General features: G+C 48.4%; 17 protein-coding genes and 3 pseudogenes. 9 read left to right on the forward strand and 11 right to left on the reverse strand.

Features of this window, described 5'->3' with window-relative positions; translation table 11 throughout:
- The first annotated feature begins 147 nt into the window (after positions 1-147).
- The 3 genes from GKC68_RS19040 (at position 148) to GKC68_RS19050 (ending at position 2167) form a co-directional block, all read left to right on the forward strand.
- A complete protein-coding gene (locus tag GKC68_RS19040; RefSeq protein ID WP_028724566.1) occupies positions 148-360 on the forward strand; it encodes a hypothetical protein in 213 nt (70 codons plus the stop codon).
- Between the two features lie 222 nt (positions 361-582).
- On the forward strand, positions 583-1818 hold the full coding sequence (locus tag GKC68_RS19045) for an ADP-ribosylglycohydrolase family protein (protein WP_342656415.1): 1236 nt from the start codon (positions 583-585) through the stop codon (positions 1816-1818).
- Positions 1819-1864: 46 nt separating this feature from the next.
- Complete coding sequence (locus tag GKC68_RS19050; RefSeq protein ID WP_342656416.1) at positions 1865-2167, forward strand: hypothetical protein; 303 nt, start codon at positions 1865-1867, stop codon at positions 2165-2167.
- A 228-nt stretch (positions 2168-2395) separates the two neighbouring features.
- Here the strand turns inward: GKC68_RS19050 and GKC68_RS19055 are convergent.
- Positions 2396-2572 (reverse strand): annotated as a pseudogene (locus GKC68_RS19055) (MFS transporter); the annotation flags it as partial.
- Between the two features lie 685 nt (positions 2573-3257).
- Between GKC68_RS19055 and GKC68_RS19060 the strand changes: the two are divergent.
- The 6 genes and pseudogenes from GKC68_RS19060 to GKC68_RS19085 all read left to right on the forward strand — a co-directional run.
- Positions 3258-4544, forward strand: a complete 1287-nt coding sequence (locus GKC68_RS19060; protein ID WP_342656417.1) for an MFS transporter — start codon at positions 3258-3260, stop codon at positions 4542-4544.
- Between the two features lie 235 nt (positions 4545-4779).
- Positions 4780-5406, forward strand: a complete 627-nt coding sequence (locus GKC68_RS19065; RefSeq protein ID WP_342656418.1) for a LysE family translocator — start codon at positions 4780-4782, stop codon at positions 5404-5406.
- 440 nt (positions 5407-5846) lie between these two features.
- Positions 5847-6374 carry a DUF2778 domain-containing protein gene (locus GKC68_RS19070; RefSeq protein WP_342656419.1) on the forward strand — a complete coding sequence of 176 codons (528 nt, stop codon included), beginning with the start codon at positions 5847-5849 and terminating at the stop codon, positions 6372-6374.
- A complete protein-coding gene (locus GKC68_RS19075; protein ID WP_047713428.1) occupies positions 6343-6606 on the forward strand; it encodes a hypothetical protein in 264 nt (87 codons plus the stop codon). Before GKC68_RS19070 ends, GKC68_RS19075 begins: the two co-directional genes overlap by 32 nt.
- Position 6607: 1 nt before the next feature.
- On the forward strand, positions 6608-7099 hold the full coding sequence (locus tag GKC68_RS19080; protein ID WP_028724558.1) for a type VI secretion system tube protein Hcp: 492 nt from the start codon (positions 6608-6610) through the stop codon (positions 7097-7099).
- A gap of 624 nt (positions 7100-7723) precedes the next feature.
- A pseudogene (locus GKC68_RS19085) lies at positions 7724-8131 on the forward strand (MFS transporter); the annotation flags it as partial.
- 68 nt (positions 8132-8199) lie between these two features.
- On the opposite strand, the gene GKC68_RS19090 reads toward GKC68_RS19085, so the two are convergent.
- From GKC68_RS19090 to GKC68_RS19135, 10 genes and pseudogenes are all read right to left on the reverse strand, one after another.
- Positions 8200-8583 carry a hypothetical protein gene (locus GKC68_RS19090; protein ID WP_064366364.1) on the reverse strand — a complete coding sequence of 128 codons (384 nt, stop codon included), beginning with the start codon at positions 8581-8583 and terminating at the stop codon, positions 8200-8202.
- A gap of 22 nt (positions 8584-8605) precedes the next feature.
- Positions 8606-9058: a hypothetical protein gene (locus tag GKC68_RS19095; protein WP_342656420.1), complete on the reverse strand. Its 453-nt coding sequence runs from the start codon at positions 9056-9058 to the stop codon at positions 8606-8608.
- Positions 9059-9179: 121 nt separating this feature from the next.
- Positions 9180-9365 (reverse strand): annotated as a pseudogene (locus GKC68_RS19100) (sugar kinase); the annotation flags it as partial.
- Positions 9366-10145: 780 nt separating this feature from the next.
- Positions 10146-10697 carry a tyrosine-type DNA invertase gene (locus GKC68_RS19105; protein ID WP_342656908.1) on the reverse strand — a complete coding sequence of 184 codons (552 nt, stop codon included), beginning with the start codon at positions 10695-10697 and terminating at the stop codon, positions 10146-10148.
- 730 nt (positions 10698-11427) lie between these two features.
- Entirely contained in the window at positions 11428-12195 is a 768-nt protein-coding gene (locus GKC68_RS19110) for a hypothetical protein (protein ID WP_028724556.1), read from the reverse strand.
- Positions 12192-12863, reverse strand: coding sequence for a response regulator transcription factor (locus GKC68_RS19115; protein WP_050598431.1), 672 nt, complete (start codon positions 12861-12863; stop codon positions 12192-12194). The genes GKC68_RS19110 and GKC68_RS19115 overlap by 4 nt, the downstream gene beginning before the upstream one ends.
- Before the next feature lie 70 nt (positions 12864-12933).
- Positions 12934-13644, reverse strand: coding sequence for a response regulator transcription factor (locus GKC68_RS19120; protein ID WP_028724555.1), 711 nt, complete (start codon positions 13642-13644; stop codon positions 12934-12936).
- A gap of 102 nt (positions 13645-13746) precedes the next feature.
- The gene (locus GKC68_RS19125; protein WP_047713561.1) at positions 13747-14292 is read right to left on the reverse strand and encodes a fimbrial protein; all 546 of its coding nucleotides are present in this window, start codon (positions 14290-14292) and stop codon (positions 13747-13749) included.
- Positions 14293-14323: 31 nt separating this feature from the next.
- Positions 14324-15409: a fimbrial protein gene (locus GKC68_RS19130; RefSeq protein ID WP_342656421.1), complete on the reverse strand. Its 1086-nt coding sequence runs from the start codon at positions 15407-15409 to the stop codon at positions 14324-14326.
- A gap of 14 nt (positions 15410-15423) precedes the next feature.
- Positions 15424-17940 (reverse strand): fimbria/pilus outer membrane usher protein, encoded by a 2517-nt coding sequence (locus GKC68_RS19135; protein WP_342656422.1) that lies wholly within the window; start codon positions 17938-17940, stop codon positions 15424-15426.
- Positions 17941-18065: the final 125 nt, after the last annotated feature.

Here is an 18065-nt window from a genome sequence, read left to right on the forward strand (position 1 = left end):
AAAAATTCAGGCCCTCTCTGGCATGAAAAGTCCGTGGCTTTTTCTGCAACAGTCGCGCAACGACTCGCATTTTTTCATCCGCCCGCCTCGCATTCGCGTTATCGTCACAGCATGAACACCTTCCCCCTTTATAAGGACTGAGTATTGATGCATAAACTTCCCTTTCTGCTGGTCACGCTGGGCCTTTTAATGTCGGTTACCTCTCAGGCGCAGGCTGAAGGCTGCCTGAAAGGCGCACTGGTGGGCGGCGTAGCGGGTCATCTCAAACATCATGCGGTTGCCGGTGCCGTGGCAGGTTGCGCAGCAGGCCATTACCTGGCGAAGAAGCATAAAGAAGAAGACAGTAAGCAGAGCCACTAGCGGTTCAGTTGGGGGGGCCAGTGGGCCGCCCCGCTATAGCTTACGCCTGGGCGTTGCAATGAAACCACGCCTGCCTTTCCCATTCCCCTTTCCTCCCCCAGCCCACCAATAGTCTTTAATCGACATCGCTTTCAACGCGCGTTAATGTGCCAAATCGTGTTTGGAAAGCCGCGAAGCGTGCCGCCCTGTCTGGCTGACGCTGAGGTAAATCAGGAAAAATGGATGAATGCTGATAAAATCAATCGGGCTAAAGGCGCATTAGTTGGTCTGGCGCTGGGCGATGCGTTAGGTACCACCCTTGAATTTCAGCCCAGACCGGCAAAACCGGTTGTAACTGACCTGGTTGGCGGTGGTCCCTTTATGCTTGAACCCGGTCAATGGACGGATGACACGTCCATGATGCTGTGTCTGGCTGACAGCCTGATCGAACGGGGCGAAAATGCACCTGCCGATCAAATGCGACGCTATATCAACTGGCGAGATTATGGTTATAACTCCTGCACCGGAACCTGTTTCGATATTGGCACTACTGTCGCCCTCGCGTTAAAAAAATTCAGCGCTGAAGGCATTGCGCTGGCGGGCAGCACCGCCCCCAGAAGTGCGGGCAACGGCAGCCTGATGCGCACCGCGCCTGTGGCATTATTCATGCATCATGCCCCCCTCACTGCCGTCTTTGAAACGACGAAACTGGCCAGCGCCACCACTCATGCAGAACAGCGATGTATTGAGGCCTGCCAGTACATCACGGGCCTGATCCACATGCTGCTCAACAGCGATAACACACCGACCAAAGCAAGGCTGTTCAACGCGTTTCATTCCGCACAGTACGCATGGATAAAAACACTGCATCCGGATTCTTTAGCCATTATTCAAGGTCGCTACCGTCTTAAATCCCGAGATGAAATCAGCAGTTCTGGCTATGTGATTCACTCACTGGAAGCCGCTCTCTGGTGTTTCTGGCACAGCGAAACATTTGAGGAAGGGGCGTTACAGGCGGCGAATCTTGGCGATGACGCGGACAGTGTTGCCGCTATTTATGGTCAGCTCGCGGGCGCTTATTATGGTTATGGTGCCCTGCCTGCATCCTGGCTGTCACGACTGGCCTGGCACGATGATATCGTGCAACGGGCTAATCTCCTGATTATCAGACAAGACAATACCGTACTAAAACGCTTCATCAATGACTGCCAGAACAATATTGAAAAAAACATGCCGCTATCCGCCGAAAAAAATCAACTCATGCTGACGGGGTTTGGATGGAATCGGTGGATAACCAACAATATGTCGCTGAGAGAAAAAGAAAGGATTTCGCATGCCTCTGTCGCTGAGTGCCTCAGTCTGGTGACCGTTTATACTCGCGGCGATCACTATATTGAGGGATTGCTCCATACATCCGCATCGGATGGGACGCTGGACGCCATTATTAACAGGCTGGCAATATTGATTCAGGATGAATAACGCCAGCCAGGTTGCTGACGCTTAAACGGCAAAAGGAGACAGGAGGATGACAGGACCTTATGAACAGGGACACTGGACCGCGCATGGCTTAAAACCCCATTATCATCATCTCAAACAAGGAGAACGGTACATCGTATCCCGCCCTTTTACGGATCATGACGGTGTCAATCATCCCATAGGGGAACAGTGGCGTTTTCTCGGATACAACTATGTGCCCTGGCACGACGGTCTTTCGTTATTTGTCAGTTTTGATGACCAATACGAATGGCATATTCGCCTTTGCAATATCCCGGAAGAACAGAAAGACTTAATCGACACGCTTGATCGTTACCTTGCAAAAGTAGGCTGAGACGCATCCAGACTCCACAGTGCTCTACGCCAGGCTCCAGGCATCAGACGGAATATCCCCGTTGATGCCTCGTCTCTGATTAAGGCAAAGCGGCTACGTTTTTTAAAGATCCCGCCCCTCTCGCTAAGTCAAAAACGCCTGGCTTCGAGAATGACGTAATGACTGAACGCCATCTTCACCACAGCGATGTCTCAGCGCCCCCTGTATTTGAACCGCGGCAACCGTCAACATAAACGGAATCGGCGCCACGAAGCAGGCCGCATGGGCCGCACCCGATACGATTAGCACCTTGTGCGCGGTAATGGCGCTGACGCTCCAGCGCACCAGGTTGTCTTAAAGCCTACCGCCCACCAGCACGCCCAGAATACCGGCCAGAAACGGAATGGAGGCAATCCAGTCGGAGGCACAGGGTAAAAATAATACTGAATCCCCGTTCAACATTAAACGACGACCTTTTAAGATTCCTTTTATACAGTTGCAATCTATTCCTTCACTCTCGTATTTTCATGAACGCTTAACATCGCCATCATTTCTTTTCTGGTAGAAATAAACGCTCCGCACCGGCAGAGAAAGCGAACGCATGAGAAAAACGTCTGAATAAAAAATGTTTATATCAAGCCCGATCTTTCTTACGTACAAAATGAAAGACTGCCTTATTGACCATCAGACATCTAACCCGCTGTGGTGATTAACATCACCTATAAATAAGTCGAAATAGACAGCACACCTCGCCTCTCAACCTGCAAGGGACATGCCTTTATGATCGCCAGCAAGCGTCTTCAGGCATAAAGGTTTGACTGCAACGTTTTAGTGTTAACCTGATTCCAGGTCATCCAGGCGCTATTTAATCTTTTTGCCTGTGTGGGTTACGGTGATCACATTATTTACCAAAAGTGATTTTCACGGCATTAAACAATGCGCCTCATCACACCATGCGATTCCGTATTTATTGCAAAATCGCTTGCCTGATAATAACAAGGTGCAATCACGATATTTACTAACATTCAATTAATTAACCTACCTCTAATTTAAAAATCATGTCACCTGTTCAGAAAAATCATTAGTAAAAGGTAACAATGAGGGATGAATCATGAAAACAATCAAACATTATCGATGGCACATGATAATACTGGTCTGCTTTATTACGATTATTAATTACCTCGATCGCACTGCGTTGGGCGTTGCCGCGCCAACGATAATGGAAGCGCTGGATATCAGCAAAGAGCAATATTCGTGGATTGTGAGTGCCTTTCAGCTGGCTTATACCATCGGCCAGCCGGTTATGGGTTATTTCATTGACACCATCGGCCTGAAGCTGGGCTTTTTTATCTGCGCCATCGTCTGGGGGCTGGCCACCTTAGCCCACTCACTGACGGGTTCCTGGCAGGGCCTGGCGTTTATGCGCGCCATCATGGGCTTTAGTGAAGCCTCGGCGATTCCGGCCGGGGTGAAAACCGCTGCCACCTGGTTTCCGGCGAAGGAGCGCGGCATTGCCACTGGCGTATTTAATATGGGCACCTCTTTTGGTGCCATGCTGGCACCGCCGCTGATCGCCTGGTGCATACTGTTTCACAGCTGGCAGTTTGCGTTTCTGGTGGCCGGTGGCCTGGCTATTGTGGCGGCCTTTATCTGGCTCATCTTTTATAAAGATCCCAAAGAGGCCAAACGGCTGTCGGCGGACGAGCGCGCCTATATTGAGGGCGGTCAGGAAAAACACCTTCATGCCGAGCAGAAAGAGAAGACCTCTAAATTAGCCATCCTCAAACAGCGTAATTTCTGGGGCATTGGCCTCTCACGGTTTCTGGCCGATCCGGCCTGGGGCACCATCAATTTCTGGGTGCCGATCTTCTTTGTGGAAACCCTGCACTTCAGCCTGAAAGAGATTGCGATGTTTGTCTGGCTGCCGTTCCTGATGGCGGATCTGGGCTGCCTGGCCAGCGGGTTTGTGGCGAAGTTCCTGAACGATCGCGGCATCGGCCTGATCAATTCGCGCCGTATTACCTTTACGCTCGGGGCGGTGCTGATGACCACCATCGGCCTGGTCAGCATTGTTCAAAACCCCTATGTCGCCGTGTTGCTGATCAGCATTGGTGGCTTCTCGCACCAGTTGCTTTCTACCGTGGCCGCCACGCTGGGCGCAGACCTGTTCAGGAAGGATGAGGTCGCGACTGCCGTCGGCATGGCTGGCGCCTGTGCCTGGTCCGGTCAGTTGATCTTTAACCTGTTTATTGGCGCGTTTGTCAGCATCATCGGCTTTGGTCCGTTCTTTGTTGCGCTGGCGGTGTTTGACCTTATCGGTGCGGCGGCTCTGTGGATTCTGATCAAAGAACCAAAGGAACCAGGAGAACCGGATCCCGGGTTAGCGGTATCGCAGTAGTGTTGTCGCGGAATGTGTCCCGGGGCACGTGAAGGGACGTGCCTCCTTTTTCAGCTTCAGGCGCCCAGTACGACGCGGGAACATTCTCATCGTCGAAAGTACGGGATTCAGTGCTGAACAGCGTTAATCACGTGGGGTCGAGCATTGCTGTGCACGTCCATCCAATACAAGCCGTTATGTATGTTTTTTAAAATTATGTTAATACATGCTTATGCTTTCTGTTGGGGTTGGATAGATGTGGGATATGTCTTCATTCTTTGCAGCATTACTGGTTTACAGCATAGGGACGGCATCGCCTGGCCCGGGCAATCTTTCCATTGCCAATGCGGCGATGAACTATGGTCGTAAAGCTGGTCTGGTGCTGGCCACCGGTGTGATTTCAGGTTCGATTTGTTGGGGCCTGTTAACCGCCTTTGGCGTGTCCGCGATTTTGGTTTCTTCCCACGGTTTTATCGTCTGGTTAAAACTGCTCGGCGCGGCTTATCTGCTCTGGCTGGCCTCGAAAGCGCTGCGCAGTGCCTTTCGCCCTGGAGAACTTTCGGCACGACCAGCCCAGGCCCACGCGCGTTTACGCGACTATTATTTGCAGGGTTTGGGATTGCACCTTACTAACCCTAAAGCCGCCTTGACCTGGTTCACTGTCACCAGCATAGGCCTGACCCAGAGCGCCCCACAGTGGCAGAGCTATGTTCTGGTTGCTACCTGCGCACTGACCGGAGTGATGATATTTAGCCTGTATGCGCTGATTTTTGCTTCGCAATTGGCACAGACGTACCTCAATCGGGCACGGCGCAGTTTTGATGTGGTTTGTGCGGGGTTTTATGCGTTGGTGGCGGTGGGGTTTTTGGTGTCGCTGAGATAAAGCCGTTCAAAGACCTTTATTATATTTTCGGAGGCGTAATCCGCGCGACATCACCTCCGTTACCAGTAATTGCATAAGGCGACTCCCGCTGGCTTGCTAACCCTCTCTTAATGGAATATCAGTGAATTCCGACTTTCATATCTGTCACGGAAAAAATAGCTTTCGCGTCTGACGATATGAGTGACCAACATAATTCATGAAAATCACTGACCTGATATAAAGCTCACACTACTTACGAATATGAAAAGAATTCACACAACGAAAATTTTAAAAAAAACACATGTAACTCACCATTAAGAACAGTTTTTAACAAAGTGAATCGTAAAATCAAACGCACCCCACATTAATTGAATATAAATTAAAATTTGCGAAAATAGCGTTGATAGCTTAATTATTCACTTATATGATAAGCCACAAAACTCGCTATGGAATGATATATTATGGCACTACAGGGAAAGCTGACGCTTGATGGTGCGGATTATGCGCCTTTTAATTTATATGGCGTGGGCGTTTTCATGGCCTTTTCCGGCAATGGTATTTACCGTAACAACGGAGCATGTGGCGCTGTTAAAAATAACGGTCCGTTGCCACTAGGTAAATACTGGATTGTAGAACGTGGCTCTGGTGGGCTATTGTCTAAAACAAAGACGCAAATCCAGGATACATGGAATAGATTTTACCATAGGACGGCCTTTGGACGCGACGAGTGGTTTGCTTTGTATAAAGATGACCTAAGTATTGATGACGGAACATGGATAGAAGGTGTTTACCGGGGATTATTCAGGCTTCATCCCGGACAAGTATCAGAAGGATGTTTAACCCTACCCCATAATTCAGACTACTCGCGCATAAGGGATGCTCTCCTCAAAACGGATCCTGTTCAGGTACCTTGCATGCGTGATCTTATGGCTCGTGGCTGGATTGAGGTGGTAGCTAATGGTTACAGCACTTGCCCGTGTGGCGATTAAGATCATATTTTTTTTTATGATCACGGTTGCTGTTGCTCGCTCACTCGGTCATCCCGAGAACTACGCAGACCATGAGTTTGTCAGTCAGTTATCCCTTCTTTTGACGGGTGATGTTAATGCAGAATCTCTCTATGATGCCTATTTCTACATTGACTTTTTTATTGTCTTCGCAATCAGTCTTGTTTTTTATTCAATAACAATGATGTTAATCAGAAAAAAAAGGAGAAAATAGCATGCCAATACCTCCCTATATGTGGCTTAAAGACGACGGTGGCGCAGAGATTAAAGGATCTGTCGACGTTCAGGATCGAGAAGGAAGCATAGAGATTATAGGATTGGGTCATGGCATTAACCTCCCTGTCGATAGTACTAACGGAAAGATCACGGGTACACGTCAGCATTCATCCATGATGATTGAAAAAGATGTTGATAGTTCCACACCTTACTTTTATAAAGCTGCGGCTACTGGTCAAACATTAAATAGTGCAGAAATTAAGTTCTATCATATAAACCATGCGGGACAAGAAGTATGTTATTACACTGTCCTGATGGAAAACGTTAAAGTAACCAGCGTACACTGCGGCGTGCCTAATGTCCGATTATCTGGCAATGATAAAATGAACCATGTTGAAAGTATCAGTTTGCAGTATGAAAAAATCACCTGGCGAATTGTCGATGGAAACATTCAGTTCACTGACGCGTGGAACGAACGCGCTACCGCATGAAAGTAAGATTTCTCTCTTATAACGACAAATCGCCTGCAAGAGACACATCTTTGCAGGCAGTTTTAACTCAAAAACCTGCAATTCAATTATAAATGTTTTTATAAATTCTTGGCATTTTTTAAAAGGTTAATATACATTGACATTTACCACACCCTGCATGATAGCGTAAATACAGGTCGATAATACAACCATACACAGAATTGCGACAACGTCGGAAATCATACGCGCAGCAATAATAAAGCCAGCATTCTTATATAAAAAACAGAAGACTGGATATTTATTGGCTCAGCGTGCATGGGATGTCCTCATGCTGAAATCGATATACATAACAGTTCGTGGCAAGACTGCGATGTTCTGTTGAACCAGGTAACCTGACACGAAAGTTGGTGCCAGCATTCCCCCTCAATTATCCGGCCTGACTTAACTATTTTTCTCTTCTTTCATAAATGCGATTTTCAGCCGCCTTCATTTTTTCAGTGATTTAAAAAAGGGATGCGTTAACCTTTATCGGGTAATCTGCCAACTCGGTTCATTTACGCTGCCCAGATGTACTTGCCTGAAGAATTTTTCCAACGACGTTATTTACTTGCCATGCTGTCTTCCACAAAACAGTGCTACAGGTTCGTGATGACCGCCCTGATTCGCGCCCGCACGTCTCTTGCTGCAGGCTGCCTTACGCGGGCCATTTCCATCGTGCTTTTTACCTGGGCGATTGGCTACCACTCTCTGATCTGGGCATGTACAGGATTGCTTGTCGCCGGCTATGCCTATGGCGCCATCTTTGTAGGAAGCGTAACCCTGGTGAATATGATCTCCCCTGCCGCCAGTCATGCAAAACTGATTTCATTGTTTTACGTGATTGCCTATATCGCTAACTGGGTGCCCGTGCTGTTAGGCGCGGTGGTGGATCATGCCAGCCTGAACCTGCCCGTTAATTTGCTGTTCGGCGTTAGTGCGGTTGTCTGTTTGCTACTGAGTATCGCGGTGTTTGGGATAAAGATGGAAAAAGCACGACTAAATAACGTGACGTGATGAGGTTTACTGACTGGTTCTGACCGCGCTCAGGAAACACTTATCCGTGCCCAACGTGACACATTGCTCTAAATGTCGCGACGGACATCTCGCGAATTTTTGCTGCGTAGCTTCACCAGAACCTGGTGAAGCTGACCAACAGAAAGATCTTTGACGACAGAATGCGGTTTTCCCCGCAGCCATTCAAAAAAGTAGCCAATACCCAATAAATCGAGTCCTTCACTGCTGAACAGGTATTCATTCTCTTTCAAATCAAACAGCGTACGAAAATCGTCATCTTCGATATCGAAGCTGACGGCAAAAAACGTTTCGGCTGCAGCTAAAAAATCGACGCCATCCATACCGGCAAGATGAAGGTCTCGTTCCAACAATGTTTTTTCATTAACGACTTTAGACTTCCATCCCGCATAATCACGAACAAATGCGATAACTTCCTCCAGTTCAGGACTCATTTCAGCATCTGCCTCCAAAGGTTTATATACGCCAGATTGTCATTTTTTTTACTTCTGCCTCGGGATTGGCTAACCGAACGGCTGAAAGAAAACCGGCAAAATCCTGATTGAATAGCGAGTAGTTATTCAGAATACTGACTGTTTTTTCTGTCCGCGAGGCACCCGTGAGGTATCGAACCTGCCAGACACGACGATTGCTAATCTGCGTTCCGGTCGGTCTCACCTGAATAATTTGGCCCAGCGCGATTTTATTAAGGATGTCTTCCTTGCGCTTTTGATAGAGAAAATCTGCGTCGTAATAGTAATCTTCCGTGTTCATCCCAAGACGGTTAAGCATCGGTGTATCGATAGAAATCCTCTTCAACTCACCCTTAGCAGCAAAGAAATCGTCTCGTTTGAACATCGGCAGAAAAAAATACTTTATCAGCAAAATGATAAGCGCCAGCGTTAGACTCAATGATAGAAAAGAATGCATATTATTATTTATAATGTTTCAGGAATTTCAATTTTATAACACAACGACAATATTATCTTCTTTAAAACGCCGGACGCTAGAGAAGCAGAAAAGCCACAATGTTAATTTTAAAGCTTAAATTTTAGCCTGCCCCACTTAAAAACTGCCTGATCTGGGCCTGCGTTAACGTTCCTTCCATTGGGCCACGCTTACCGATTGCCAGCGAACCGCTGGCATTTGCCCATCTCAGCGCCTCCTGCGGTGATGCGCCTGTCAGAAACCGGCTTACAAAGGTCGCGCCGAAGCAGTCAGCGGCGTTGGATAAATTTCGGTGACTGCCGACCGACGACTTCCTGAAAACAGACACGATGGACAGGTCACCGCTTACAATGAAGATCGTGAACTACGGGGGAAAGCCTGGCTCATTATCGAACGGCTTCACGACAGCAAAAACAGCGATCAGCCGCGCTGAGTGCGTCTGAAACGCCAGGCTTTGTAAGCGATAAAAGGTGGCTGGCGAATGCTGCAACGGCAGCGCCGCAGGCCGGACCGATAGCACCAGGGATAACCGACTGGGCTGAGCCAAAAACAAGCAGAACAAAGAACACAACCAGGCAAAATGTCACGGCGACAGCAGCAATAATAAAGCGTCGGGCCAGTTCGCTAATGGCTTCGCCCAGAGTATCACCGGAGCGTTGTGAGATTTTTTTATTCTGCCCAGCTCACGTGACGTGAAACCGGCCCGCATAAGGGTTTCTTCACTGACTTTCATTTTTTATCCTGACGTTAAGCGCGGTGCGGGTCTGTATACCAGACTATAAGGAGAACGGCGACACAGGGCGATAAAGCAATTACGGAGCCTTACTGCGTCTTTGTTGTAGATAACAGGCTTCACAGGCGCAACGCATCCTGCGTCATTACAGGCTTATTCAGACAGGTTCTCAACGCCTGTTCTGCGCTTTTCGCTACCCGCCACCGGCTTTCCGGTGGAGCAGTGCGTTATTATCTAATCAGAAACCGTCATTGGGGAATGCCACAACAGACATCATTATAGCGTCCCCCGATAAAGCGCAGGCAGGATAACCCAGGGAAAACCGTGTCATAAAGATCAGAAGACGACTGATTTAAATCGGGCAGCATTCGATGCAGTGTAGATGACTGTATTTTGAATGTTCCTGTGTCCTAAATAATCCTGTATCAGTCGGGTATCACATCCCTTATCTGCCAGGGCGTAGCCACAGGCATGTCTTAACATATGTGGATGCACATCAATATTTATATTAGCCATTTCCCCAGTCATCCTGAAAATACGGTACAATTGCTGTCTGGAGAGTTTCTTACCATGTCTGGATAAAAATAGATATTCAGAATCAGAACCCAGATAGCCGGAACGCTTCTGCATCCATGCCTCTAACGCCAACAGTTCGCGCTGCTGTAAAGGATGCTGAACTGAAAATCCATTTTTTAATCTCGACACGTAGATTATTTTATTTGAAATTTCAATATCTCTTAGTTTCAGTTGCGATAGCTCGCTCACTCTTAACCCGTGTATAAAGCACATCAGCAGCATGCATTTATTTCTTTCGCTGTTTTTAGAGTGACCGACGGCGGCGATCAATCGCTCTACTTCACTCACTGTCAAATACTTCCTTCTTTTCATTCCCATACTTTTCATTTCACTCTTCCGTAAGCGCTTAAAGAAACCCCAGACAAAAGCATAATTGATATCTGAATATGGCGCTCTTCATCATGCCCGTAATGTAAACCCACAAGCGCACATAAAGATGCCTGATAAAAACTGTTTTATTCAATTATCACTTCAGTATAAATCCCTGAGAGAGTTATTGTTCTCACACTGGCGAAACCAGGAGCAGATACTTTCATCGTTTTATGTCCGAAAGATTAAATCACAGAGATGAAGATGTTTGGAAGAGTGATTTTAAAAATTTGTAACGCCAGAAAGTGGAACTTGTTGTCAAAACAAACCCTAAAGAACGCAAACCTCCTTAAATGCCAAAAAACAGGACAATAAATCTAAAAAAACACTCAAGACACCTTAAAAAAAGAATATTAAACCACACGATGCGTTAACAACACCTGATCATAGATAATAAATTAAAACTTAATTAAGGCTGATGATGTTATTTAAGATTCGCATGAAACTACGCGATCATAAAAACATCAAAAAGGATAAAAAACATGAGGTTATAAAATAAAAGCTCGTAATTTTCTTTCATGCAAAAAACATATCACTTCATTATCACCCTATTCAATCAGATACATTTATCTGTATCAGGTTTACTCTTAATTTTCTATTTAGCCGGGTCAGAAAAAGAGATGAATGCTATCTCTAAGCCAGATCATTAATCCTCAGTTTCGTCAGAGGGAATTTATTCATTTTGTGCGGTTGTCACCCGACGAAACAATAACAATCCTGTTCTTTCCTGGGCCGGCCGGGATAGCCGTTCTACTGGTTTTACGTTTTCTCTTTTTTGCTGGGCATTGAATGAATACGATATGTTAGTAAAAAATGGGAAAAGTATGTGGATGTTCTTAAAAAGTATAAGCTGAAAAAAATAAGCATTATCGAAACCAAGCTTACTCATAAGCGTGGATCTTACCTGGTAGACTGACTTCACTGACAGGCAAGCTTGCTCTGAAACCCGCTGAATATTATGTTCAGCGGCAAGATATTTTATCATGTAGCGTTCCTTTCTTGTTAAGCCTGGATATCGGTTTTCGACGTTCTGCGAGCCCTGCCCGTAAAAAACATCATTCAAGTCACTTTCGAACACTGAAAGCGTACTCTTCTTCTCAACCAAAACGCTTTTTTCATGATTAAGTGGAATAAATGCCCCTGTTTTATCTCCTTTTAACCAAACAATTTTTATAAAAGTGCAAATCTCAAGCATTTCCAACATTGATAACCATTCACCCTGAATAAATATTTCGTTATCAACAATTAACATTACTCTGCTGACATTACCCCATAATTTTCTGTAAAGTGCCTCATCAAAAAAACTGACATGTATAACATTTGCATAGGGATAAAGCTGGGATACGCCAAAATATAACCAGTAGTTATCTGAAAGAACGATTATCGGCGCTTTACGCTGAATACATTGGCAAAAATCAGTACTATGCGCATGTTGAATCATAATGAATCAAATCCATGATTAAAAATATCATTTAAGTGTAAAAATAACTCTGAGTCGGTCCTGACATTGAGTTTCCGCATAGCATTGCATTTGTGAGCGCTAATCGTTTTAATGCTTAACTGCTTCATTCGCGCAATCTGTTGTAAATCCATGCCATTAAAAAGGTGTCTTAAAACATCAAGTTCACTACGCGTGAGTCTCGACGCATCACATTGATGAGTTTCATTTACGCGCGCAAGGTCACCGCACACTTTTGGACTGAGTACACGTTGTTGCTCAAATGCCTGTTTAAAGAATTCCTTTGTATCGGCAAGTGACTCACCGCGCGCGATCACGCTGATATTATAATGGTTAAGTAAACTACGCAGCCCGTGACCGTCATGACATGAGGTATAAACCACAATATTCATCTCAGGAAACTGGGCACTTTCTTGCCGTAAAATATCAATGCCCTCCTGAAGATTCTCCTCCGCACTTTGCAAATCAGTGATAAGAATGTCTACGGGCTGATACATCAGGGCGTCAATGATTTTACCCAGACTCGATTCCCGAATGGCGATTTTACAGTCTTTATCGACAGATTTAATCAGCGTTGAGAGTCCAAAAAGTGTTAAAGGGTGACTGTCCATTAACGCGACGGTACGGGTTGATGTGCATGTCTGATTCATCAGGCTGTTGCTCCTTGCAGGCCGGCGCTGCCGGCCGTTTATCCATTAACGAATACATCCACGGTGACGCTTAAAGCCGGCTGGCAGGACCGATTTGTGCCATCCAGGTCCCCTTAGCAAAGAGTTCACTATCATTGTGAAAGCCCAGCTTCACCATGGCATTGCGTTTATGCGTGCTGATGGTGCGAATATCGCGATGAAGCGTCTGTGCCACTCGGGAAACACTCAGGCCGGAAAACAGGTATGCAAGGACATCCAGTTCTCTGGCGGTCAACGCGGTATTTCTCGGAGTGGCTTTTGCAAGCAGCTGCTGCACTTTTGGGCTTAGCCATTGTTGCTCGCCAGAGGCGCATCGTGAGACACACTGCGCCAGCGCCAGTGCCGGTTCGTGTTTCAACAAAATGCCATTCGCTTTGGATGAGACGAGCAACTCAAGTATCCGATAGTCGTTAAAATCCGTGCAGATAATGATCTTCATCGTCGGGCAGTCTTCGTGCAGTTGAGCTAAAAGCCGAAGCCCGTCCAACATACGCTCTTTTTCGCCACAGATATCCATAATCAGTAGCGCAGGCGGCGCGCTGGCCACTTGCGATGCGAGGCCTGCAAGATTCTGTACATATCTTGCCGTGTCAGTTATCCCACATGACTCGACCAGAATGTGTTTTATGCCCAGCGCGGTGGCGGGACAGGCATCCATGATCAGCACCCCACTCCCCGGCTGCCGGACAGGGGATGTGCCTGATAAGGCAGGCGCTGGCATTAGGCTAGTGACGTCGTTCATCTTACCTCCTTGTTTTCTCAGTAACGCCCTCTGACGGAAGCATTCTCTGTAACAAATGCCTTACTTGATTTGTTGGTTTCCTCGCTGTTCGCTCGTCTTCAACTACTGATAGGTGAACGTGACCTGCATTGTTCCAACAATGGTGCCTGCTGTGGCCCGGCCCTGGGCACTATAAGCGCGTGCCAGCATCTCGAACGTCGTACTACGACCCGAGCTGTCAACGTTTTGGACCATTTGCGCGGCGTTGCCGAGCGGCGCACCGGCAAGGCTTTGTACCTCAATTTGTACCCGAGATGCGGTCCCTGTATTCGCGTACATCGCGCTTTCGACCTCATCAACCGTGCCGTTCAGCGTCATCGTCGCCTCGCGCGTCGATACCGGGCATTCACTCAGGACAATCGAAAAGGGTCGCCACTCGGTTGACGAGCCGGCTTCAGCCAGCGAGGACGCCAAAATGTTCTGGCCTAAATCCACATTCAATCCGCCAGCAGGCAGGTCAATGTTGCAAGGCGAGACTCTGATATTGCCGGTAATGTTAAGTTGGGTATCAGCACGTGCCGCAGGTGAAAGCACGACGGCTGTCAGCCACAGGGCCAGCGCCGACTGTTTGACTGTGCTACTCAAACTGAATGTGGCTTCCCTAAACATGTTATTTTCCTTTACGCATTGCATCACGGAATTAATCTATTTCAGCGCGAATCGTCGCTGTCGCAGTAAAATCACCGGATTCGGGCGCATTACCTGTCGTGTTAACAGGCGATAAATGAATCCCCGAGGTGCCAGTCTGAGAGGCATAATCCATTGCCAGGGGCAAACGTCCACTTAGCGGCGCGATGGTTGCGCCAGCAATATCCTGGATCCTGACCCCGACATCCCTGTTGGTGGTTGCAAGCAGTGTCGGATCGTTGGCATCGGGTGTTCCCTGGAAAGAGAGGTTGACCTTCACACCGTCTGAAATATTGGTGCAAGCGACGTTGAAGTTGACGTTTTTAGGCGTGAAGTTTTTCGCCATCTCTCCCTTAGTCGCAATATCACCTGACATGATGTCGCCAAAAGGGACGTTTATCACGCCGCCGCCGTTGACTTCACAGGATTGCGGCACGGTCACCGTGCCGCTCATCCAGACGGTTGAAACCGGGGTGGTAGACTGCGTTGTCGAATCAGAGGCAAGATAAACATCAACGACTTTAGTCAGTGGAATAGTTTGTACACCGACAAAAGGTCGTCGAAAGTACAGGGATATCGATCCGCGTGAACCTGTCGCGTAAGGATACCTTTCGCAACTGGTCGCATTGTTCAGGTTACTGACGCTGGTAAACGGCGTTGGCCGGTTTGCGCCATATCCTCCCGCAATGTAGACCTCACTGGCCACTGCCAGATATTCATTAATGCTGTAGTAATTAAGATTTCCGTCGCTGTAAACCAGCCCGGTATCCGGCACTTTTGCCGTTACGTACGCACCGCTATAGTAACCAATACAAGAGCATGTCACGTTGTAGTTACCGCTGAGGTTCCACTGATAGGCATTGTTAATCACCCTGCCAGCGGTATTTTGTGAAGGATCGTTCAGCAGATAAGACAGATTAAAGTTGTAAGTTTGTGTCCCGTTGGTCGGGGCACAATCGCCCGCCTGTGCATGAGCGCTCAACATGCCGCCCGTCAATGCCAGGCAAAGCAACGCCGCGCTTTTGCCACAGAAAGAACGGCGCAATACATTGCGGTGTGAGGTCTTGTCTACATTAAAGGTCTGCATAGGTCTGTTCATGTCCCTGTTCCGCCTTACCGGCAGGCTCCATTAATAAGTTGAATACCCGAGCTAGCCGGCTGTTCATTCAGGCGATAACTCACCCGGCAGGTCTGCGCTTCTGTCGTTCCCCATTTCACTTTCAGCGTTCCACTCTCCGGCATCCCGGTCAGATAAACCTGCCCACCATCGCCGACAATGCTGCCTGTGCCCTTTTTCTCGTCATCAATACCGACCGTTGCGCCAAACGGAACGGGCTTGCCGTTGGCGCGGGTAAGCGTCATCAGAACGCGCTGCCCCACGTTTGGCTGGAAGTCAGCACGGACCACGGCACCCCGGGTGGGGATGACGGACGCGCTCGTCAGCGTCATATCCACATTCTCCGGTAGCGTCGAGGTATCAAGCGAAATCTGGTTGCGGCGATAGGCGGTGGCATAAGGCACCACGGCATAACCGCGCCAGTCGGTTCTCACCCCGGTATTGCTGGCGATACTGACATCGTTTGCGCCCGGCGCTTTTACCAACACCACCGTTTCGCTGAGCGGCTGTGAAAGGGTCACGCCGTTTTCATGGATCACAACGCCGCCCTGCAGGCCATAATCCATGCGCCGTTGACTATGGTCATAACCGTAACCGGCGTTCATTTCGCCGTAAGTGCCTTTGTAGTTGGCGCTGGCGTAGCCGTTTGCACCCTGCCCGTTAGTGGTATAACCCTGGCTGATGTTGTAATTCAGGTTGTCGTCAGATAGCGCCGTACCGCTCAGGCCAACGTTATGCGAGGTATGACCATTTTTACTGCTGTTCAGGTTATAGGTGGCATAACTTCCCGGCAGCCATTTGCTCAGAGGTATGCTAAGGTTCAGCGCAATAACCTGGTCGGTGTAATAGTTCCGGTTACCATAGCTATCCATGCCGTTGCGGTTATAGCTGTAGTTCACCCCGTAAGAGATCCCTTCCCAGGTATTGTTGTAGCCGACGCTGACCGATTCACTGGAACGGTTGTTATTCCAGTACTCTTCTTTCACCAGACTCAGCGAGAGCGCGCCCCCCCTCTGCCATAAGTTCTGGCTAAGCGTAAGCTCTGCACGGCTCTTCTTATGATCGCGGTAATAGTCATTGCCTCTGGCGTAGCTTTCCAGCGCTTCCTGTAAGGTATAAAAACCCGCGGTGGAATAACGATAACTGGCCAGACTGAAGTTGGTGCCCGTCTCAACGAAGCTTTTACCGTAGCGCAGGCGATAGGATTGCCCGTTTTCTTTCACGGCATTTTCCTGGCGGGTCCACGCCTGCGTCACGTCAGCGGAGAGCGCGCCGATGCGACCCAGGTTTTGCCCAAAGCCAAGCGCCATCGACTGGTATTTGCTTGCTGCCTGCAGGCCGCCATAAACGGTTGCGCCATGCGGCAAACCATAGATTGCCGTGCCCTGCGTAAAAGGGTTTTTTTCCACCTCTTTGTTATACGAACGATACTGACCGCTGGTGAAGCTGTATTTCAGGTGCCCTTCACGTTGCAGTACCGGAACAGAAGCGAAAGGAACAATCTGCGTTCGCTCGGTGCCGTCGGCCTCTTTAATGGTGACGTTGAGATCGCCACTGCCCGCCGTTGGATAGAGATCGGAAATGGTAAACAATCCGGCAGGCACATAGCTCTGATAGATCACATAACCGTTCTGGCGAATGGTGACCTGCGCATTACTTTGCGCGATGCCCCGCACCACGGGCGAATAGCCCTTCTTACTGTCCGGTAGCATATCGTCGTCAGAGGCAAGCTGAAGGCCACGAAAAGGCACAGTATCAAACACTTCCGTCGGCGAATTACTGTCGCCCAGCGTCAGCCGACTTCGCAGTATTTGAATGTCGCGTTGCAGGTAGGTATTGATGGAGTTCCAGCTGTCTTTGCCTTTATTGTCCCGATTCCACGTTGAATAGTTGCGCAGACGCCAGGCACCCAGATTCGCTCCGGAACGCAGGTTCAGATAATAAGTATTGGTATTTCGGGCATTATTTTCCCGCGCTTCGGTATTTGCACCGCTGAAGCTGTAATTTAACAGCAGCGCGGGTACACCCGGATCCCACAGCTCCGGCGCGACATAACCGCGTGCCTGCGAATTCAACGCCGCCTGCGGAATGCTCAGATCCAATCTCTGCTGTTCAAACCGGAACGTTGCGGAGGACTGCGCTATCACCTCAGTAAAATGGGCACATTCCTCTGTGGCCTGAAGACCAGGGAACATCCCGATTCTTACGCCCAGCTCTTGCAGCTGCTCACCACTCAGGCAAGGTTGAAGGCTTTGTTTACCGCTCGCGTCGGTCGCCAGAAAGAACGTGACGTCCCGGGTATCCACCTCCTGGCCGTTAAGATAGATATCAACACGATACGTGCCCGGAGGCTGTAGCTTCCCGTCCTCAAAAATGGACAAATCCGCGTTGCCCTGAACAGGGTTATCAATTTCTAATAAGGCAGGGTTGAAGTACTCTGCAGCACTGACTGCGCTCATCCCGGTGATCAAGAGTGCAACCTGACAGGCAACCAGTTGCGCAAGCCTGGACATCTTGAAACAGGCTGTTACAGGGTTCTTGGTTATTATTTTCATTTCTTGGTTCCAACGAATGACGCAGCCTGGTGCTTGCGTTCATCACTTCCTTATTGGCGACGGGCACACACGCCCCTGAGGGT

The organism is Pantoea sp. RSPAM1 (assembly GCF_038816185.1).
GTDB lineage: Bacteria > Pseudomonadota > Gammaproteobacteria > Enterobacterales > Enterobacteriaceae > Pantoea > Pantoea ananatis.

Excerpts from the sequence above, each read along its gene's own strand:
- GKC68_RS19040 (WP_028724566.1), top strand. The coding sequence starts at position 148 with ATGCATAAACTTCCCTTTCTGCTGGTCACGCTGGGCCTTTTAATGTCG.
- GKC68_RS19045 (WP_342656415.1), top strand. The coding sequence starts at position 583 with ATGAATGCTGATAAAATCAATCGGGCTAAAGGCGCATTAGTTGGTCTG.
- GKC68_RS19050 (WP_342656416.1), top strand. The coding sequence starts at position 1,865 with ATGACAGGACCTTATGAACAGGGACACTGGACCGCGCATGGCTTAAAA.
- GKC68_RS19060 (WP_342656417.1), top strand. The coding sequence starts at position 3,258 with ATGAAAACAATCAAACATTATCGATGGCACATGATAATACTGGTCTGC.
- GKC68_RS19065 (WP_342656418.1), top strand. The coding sequence starts at position 4,780 with ATGTGGGATATGTCTTCATTCTTTGCAGCATTACTGGTTTACAGCATA.
- GKC68_RS19070 (WP_342656419.1), top strand. The coding sequence starts at position 5,847 with ATGGCACTACAGGGAAAGCTGACGCTTGATGGTGCGGATTATGCGCCT.
- GKC68_RS19075 (WP_047713428.1), top strand. The coding sequence starts at position 6,343 with ATGGTTACAGCACTTGCCCGTGTGGCGATTAAGATCATATTTTTTTTT.
- GKC68_RS19080 (WP_028724558.1), top strand. The coding sequence starts at position 6,608 with ATGCCAATACCTCCCTATATGTGGCTTAAAGACGACGGTGGCGCAGAG.
- GKC68_RS19090 (WP_064366364.1), bottom strand. The coding sequence starts at position 8,583 with ATGAGTCCTGAACTGGAGGAAGTTATCGCATTTGTTCGTGATTATGCG.
- GKC68_RS19095 (WP_342656420.1), bottom strand. The coding sequence starts at position 9,058 with ATGCATTCTTTTCTATCATTGAGTCTAACGCTGGCGCTTATCATTTTG.
- GKC68_RS19105 (WP_342656908.1), bottom strand. The coding sequence starts at position 10,697 with ATGAAAAGAAGGAAGTATTTGACAGTGAGTGAAGTAGAGCGATTGATC.
- GKC68_RS19110 (WP_028724556.1), bottom strand. The coding sequence starts at position 12,195 with ATGATTCAACATGCGCATAGTACTGATTTTTGCCAATGTATTCAGCGT.
- GKC68_RS19115 (WP_050598431.1), bottom strand. The coding sequence starts at position 12,863 with ATGAATCAGACATGCACATCAACCCGTACCGTCGCGTTAATGGACAGT.
- GKC68_RS19120 (WP_028724555.1), bottom strand. The coding sequence starts at position 13,644 with ATGAACGACGTCACTAGCCTAATGCCAGCGCCTGCCTTATCAGGCACA.
- GKC68_RS19125 (WP_047713561.1), bottom strand. The coding sequence starts at position 14,292 with ATGTTTAGGGAAGCCACATTCAGTTTGAGTAGCACAGTCAAACAGTCG.
- GKC68_RS19130 (WP_342656421.1), bottom strand. The coding sequence starts at position 15,409 with ATGAACAGACCTATGCAGACCTTTAATGTAGACAAGACCTCACACCGC.
- GKC68_RS19135 (WP_342656422.1), bottom strand. The coding sequence starts at position 17,940 with ATGTCCAGGCTTGCGCAACTGGTTGCCTGTCAGGTTGCACTCTTGATC.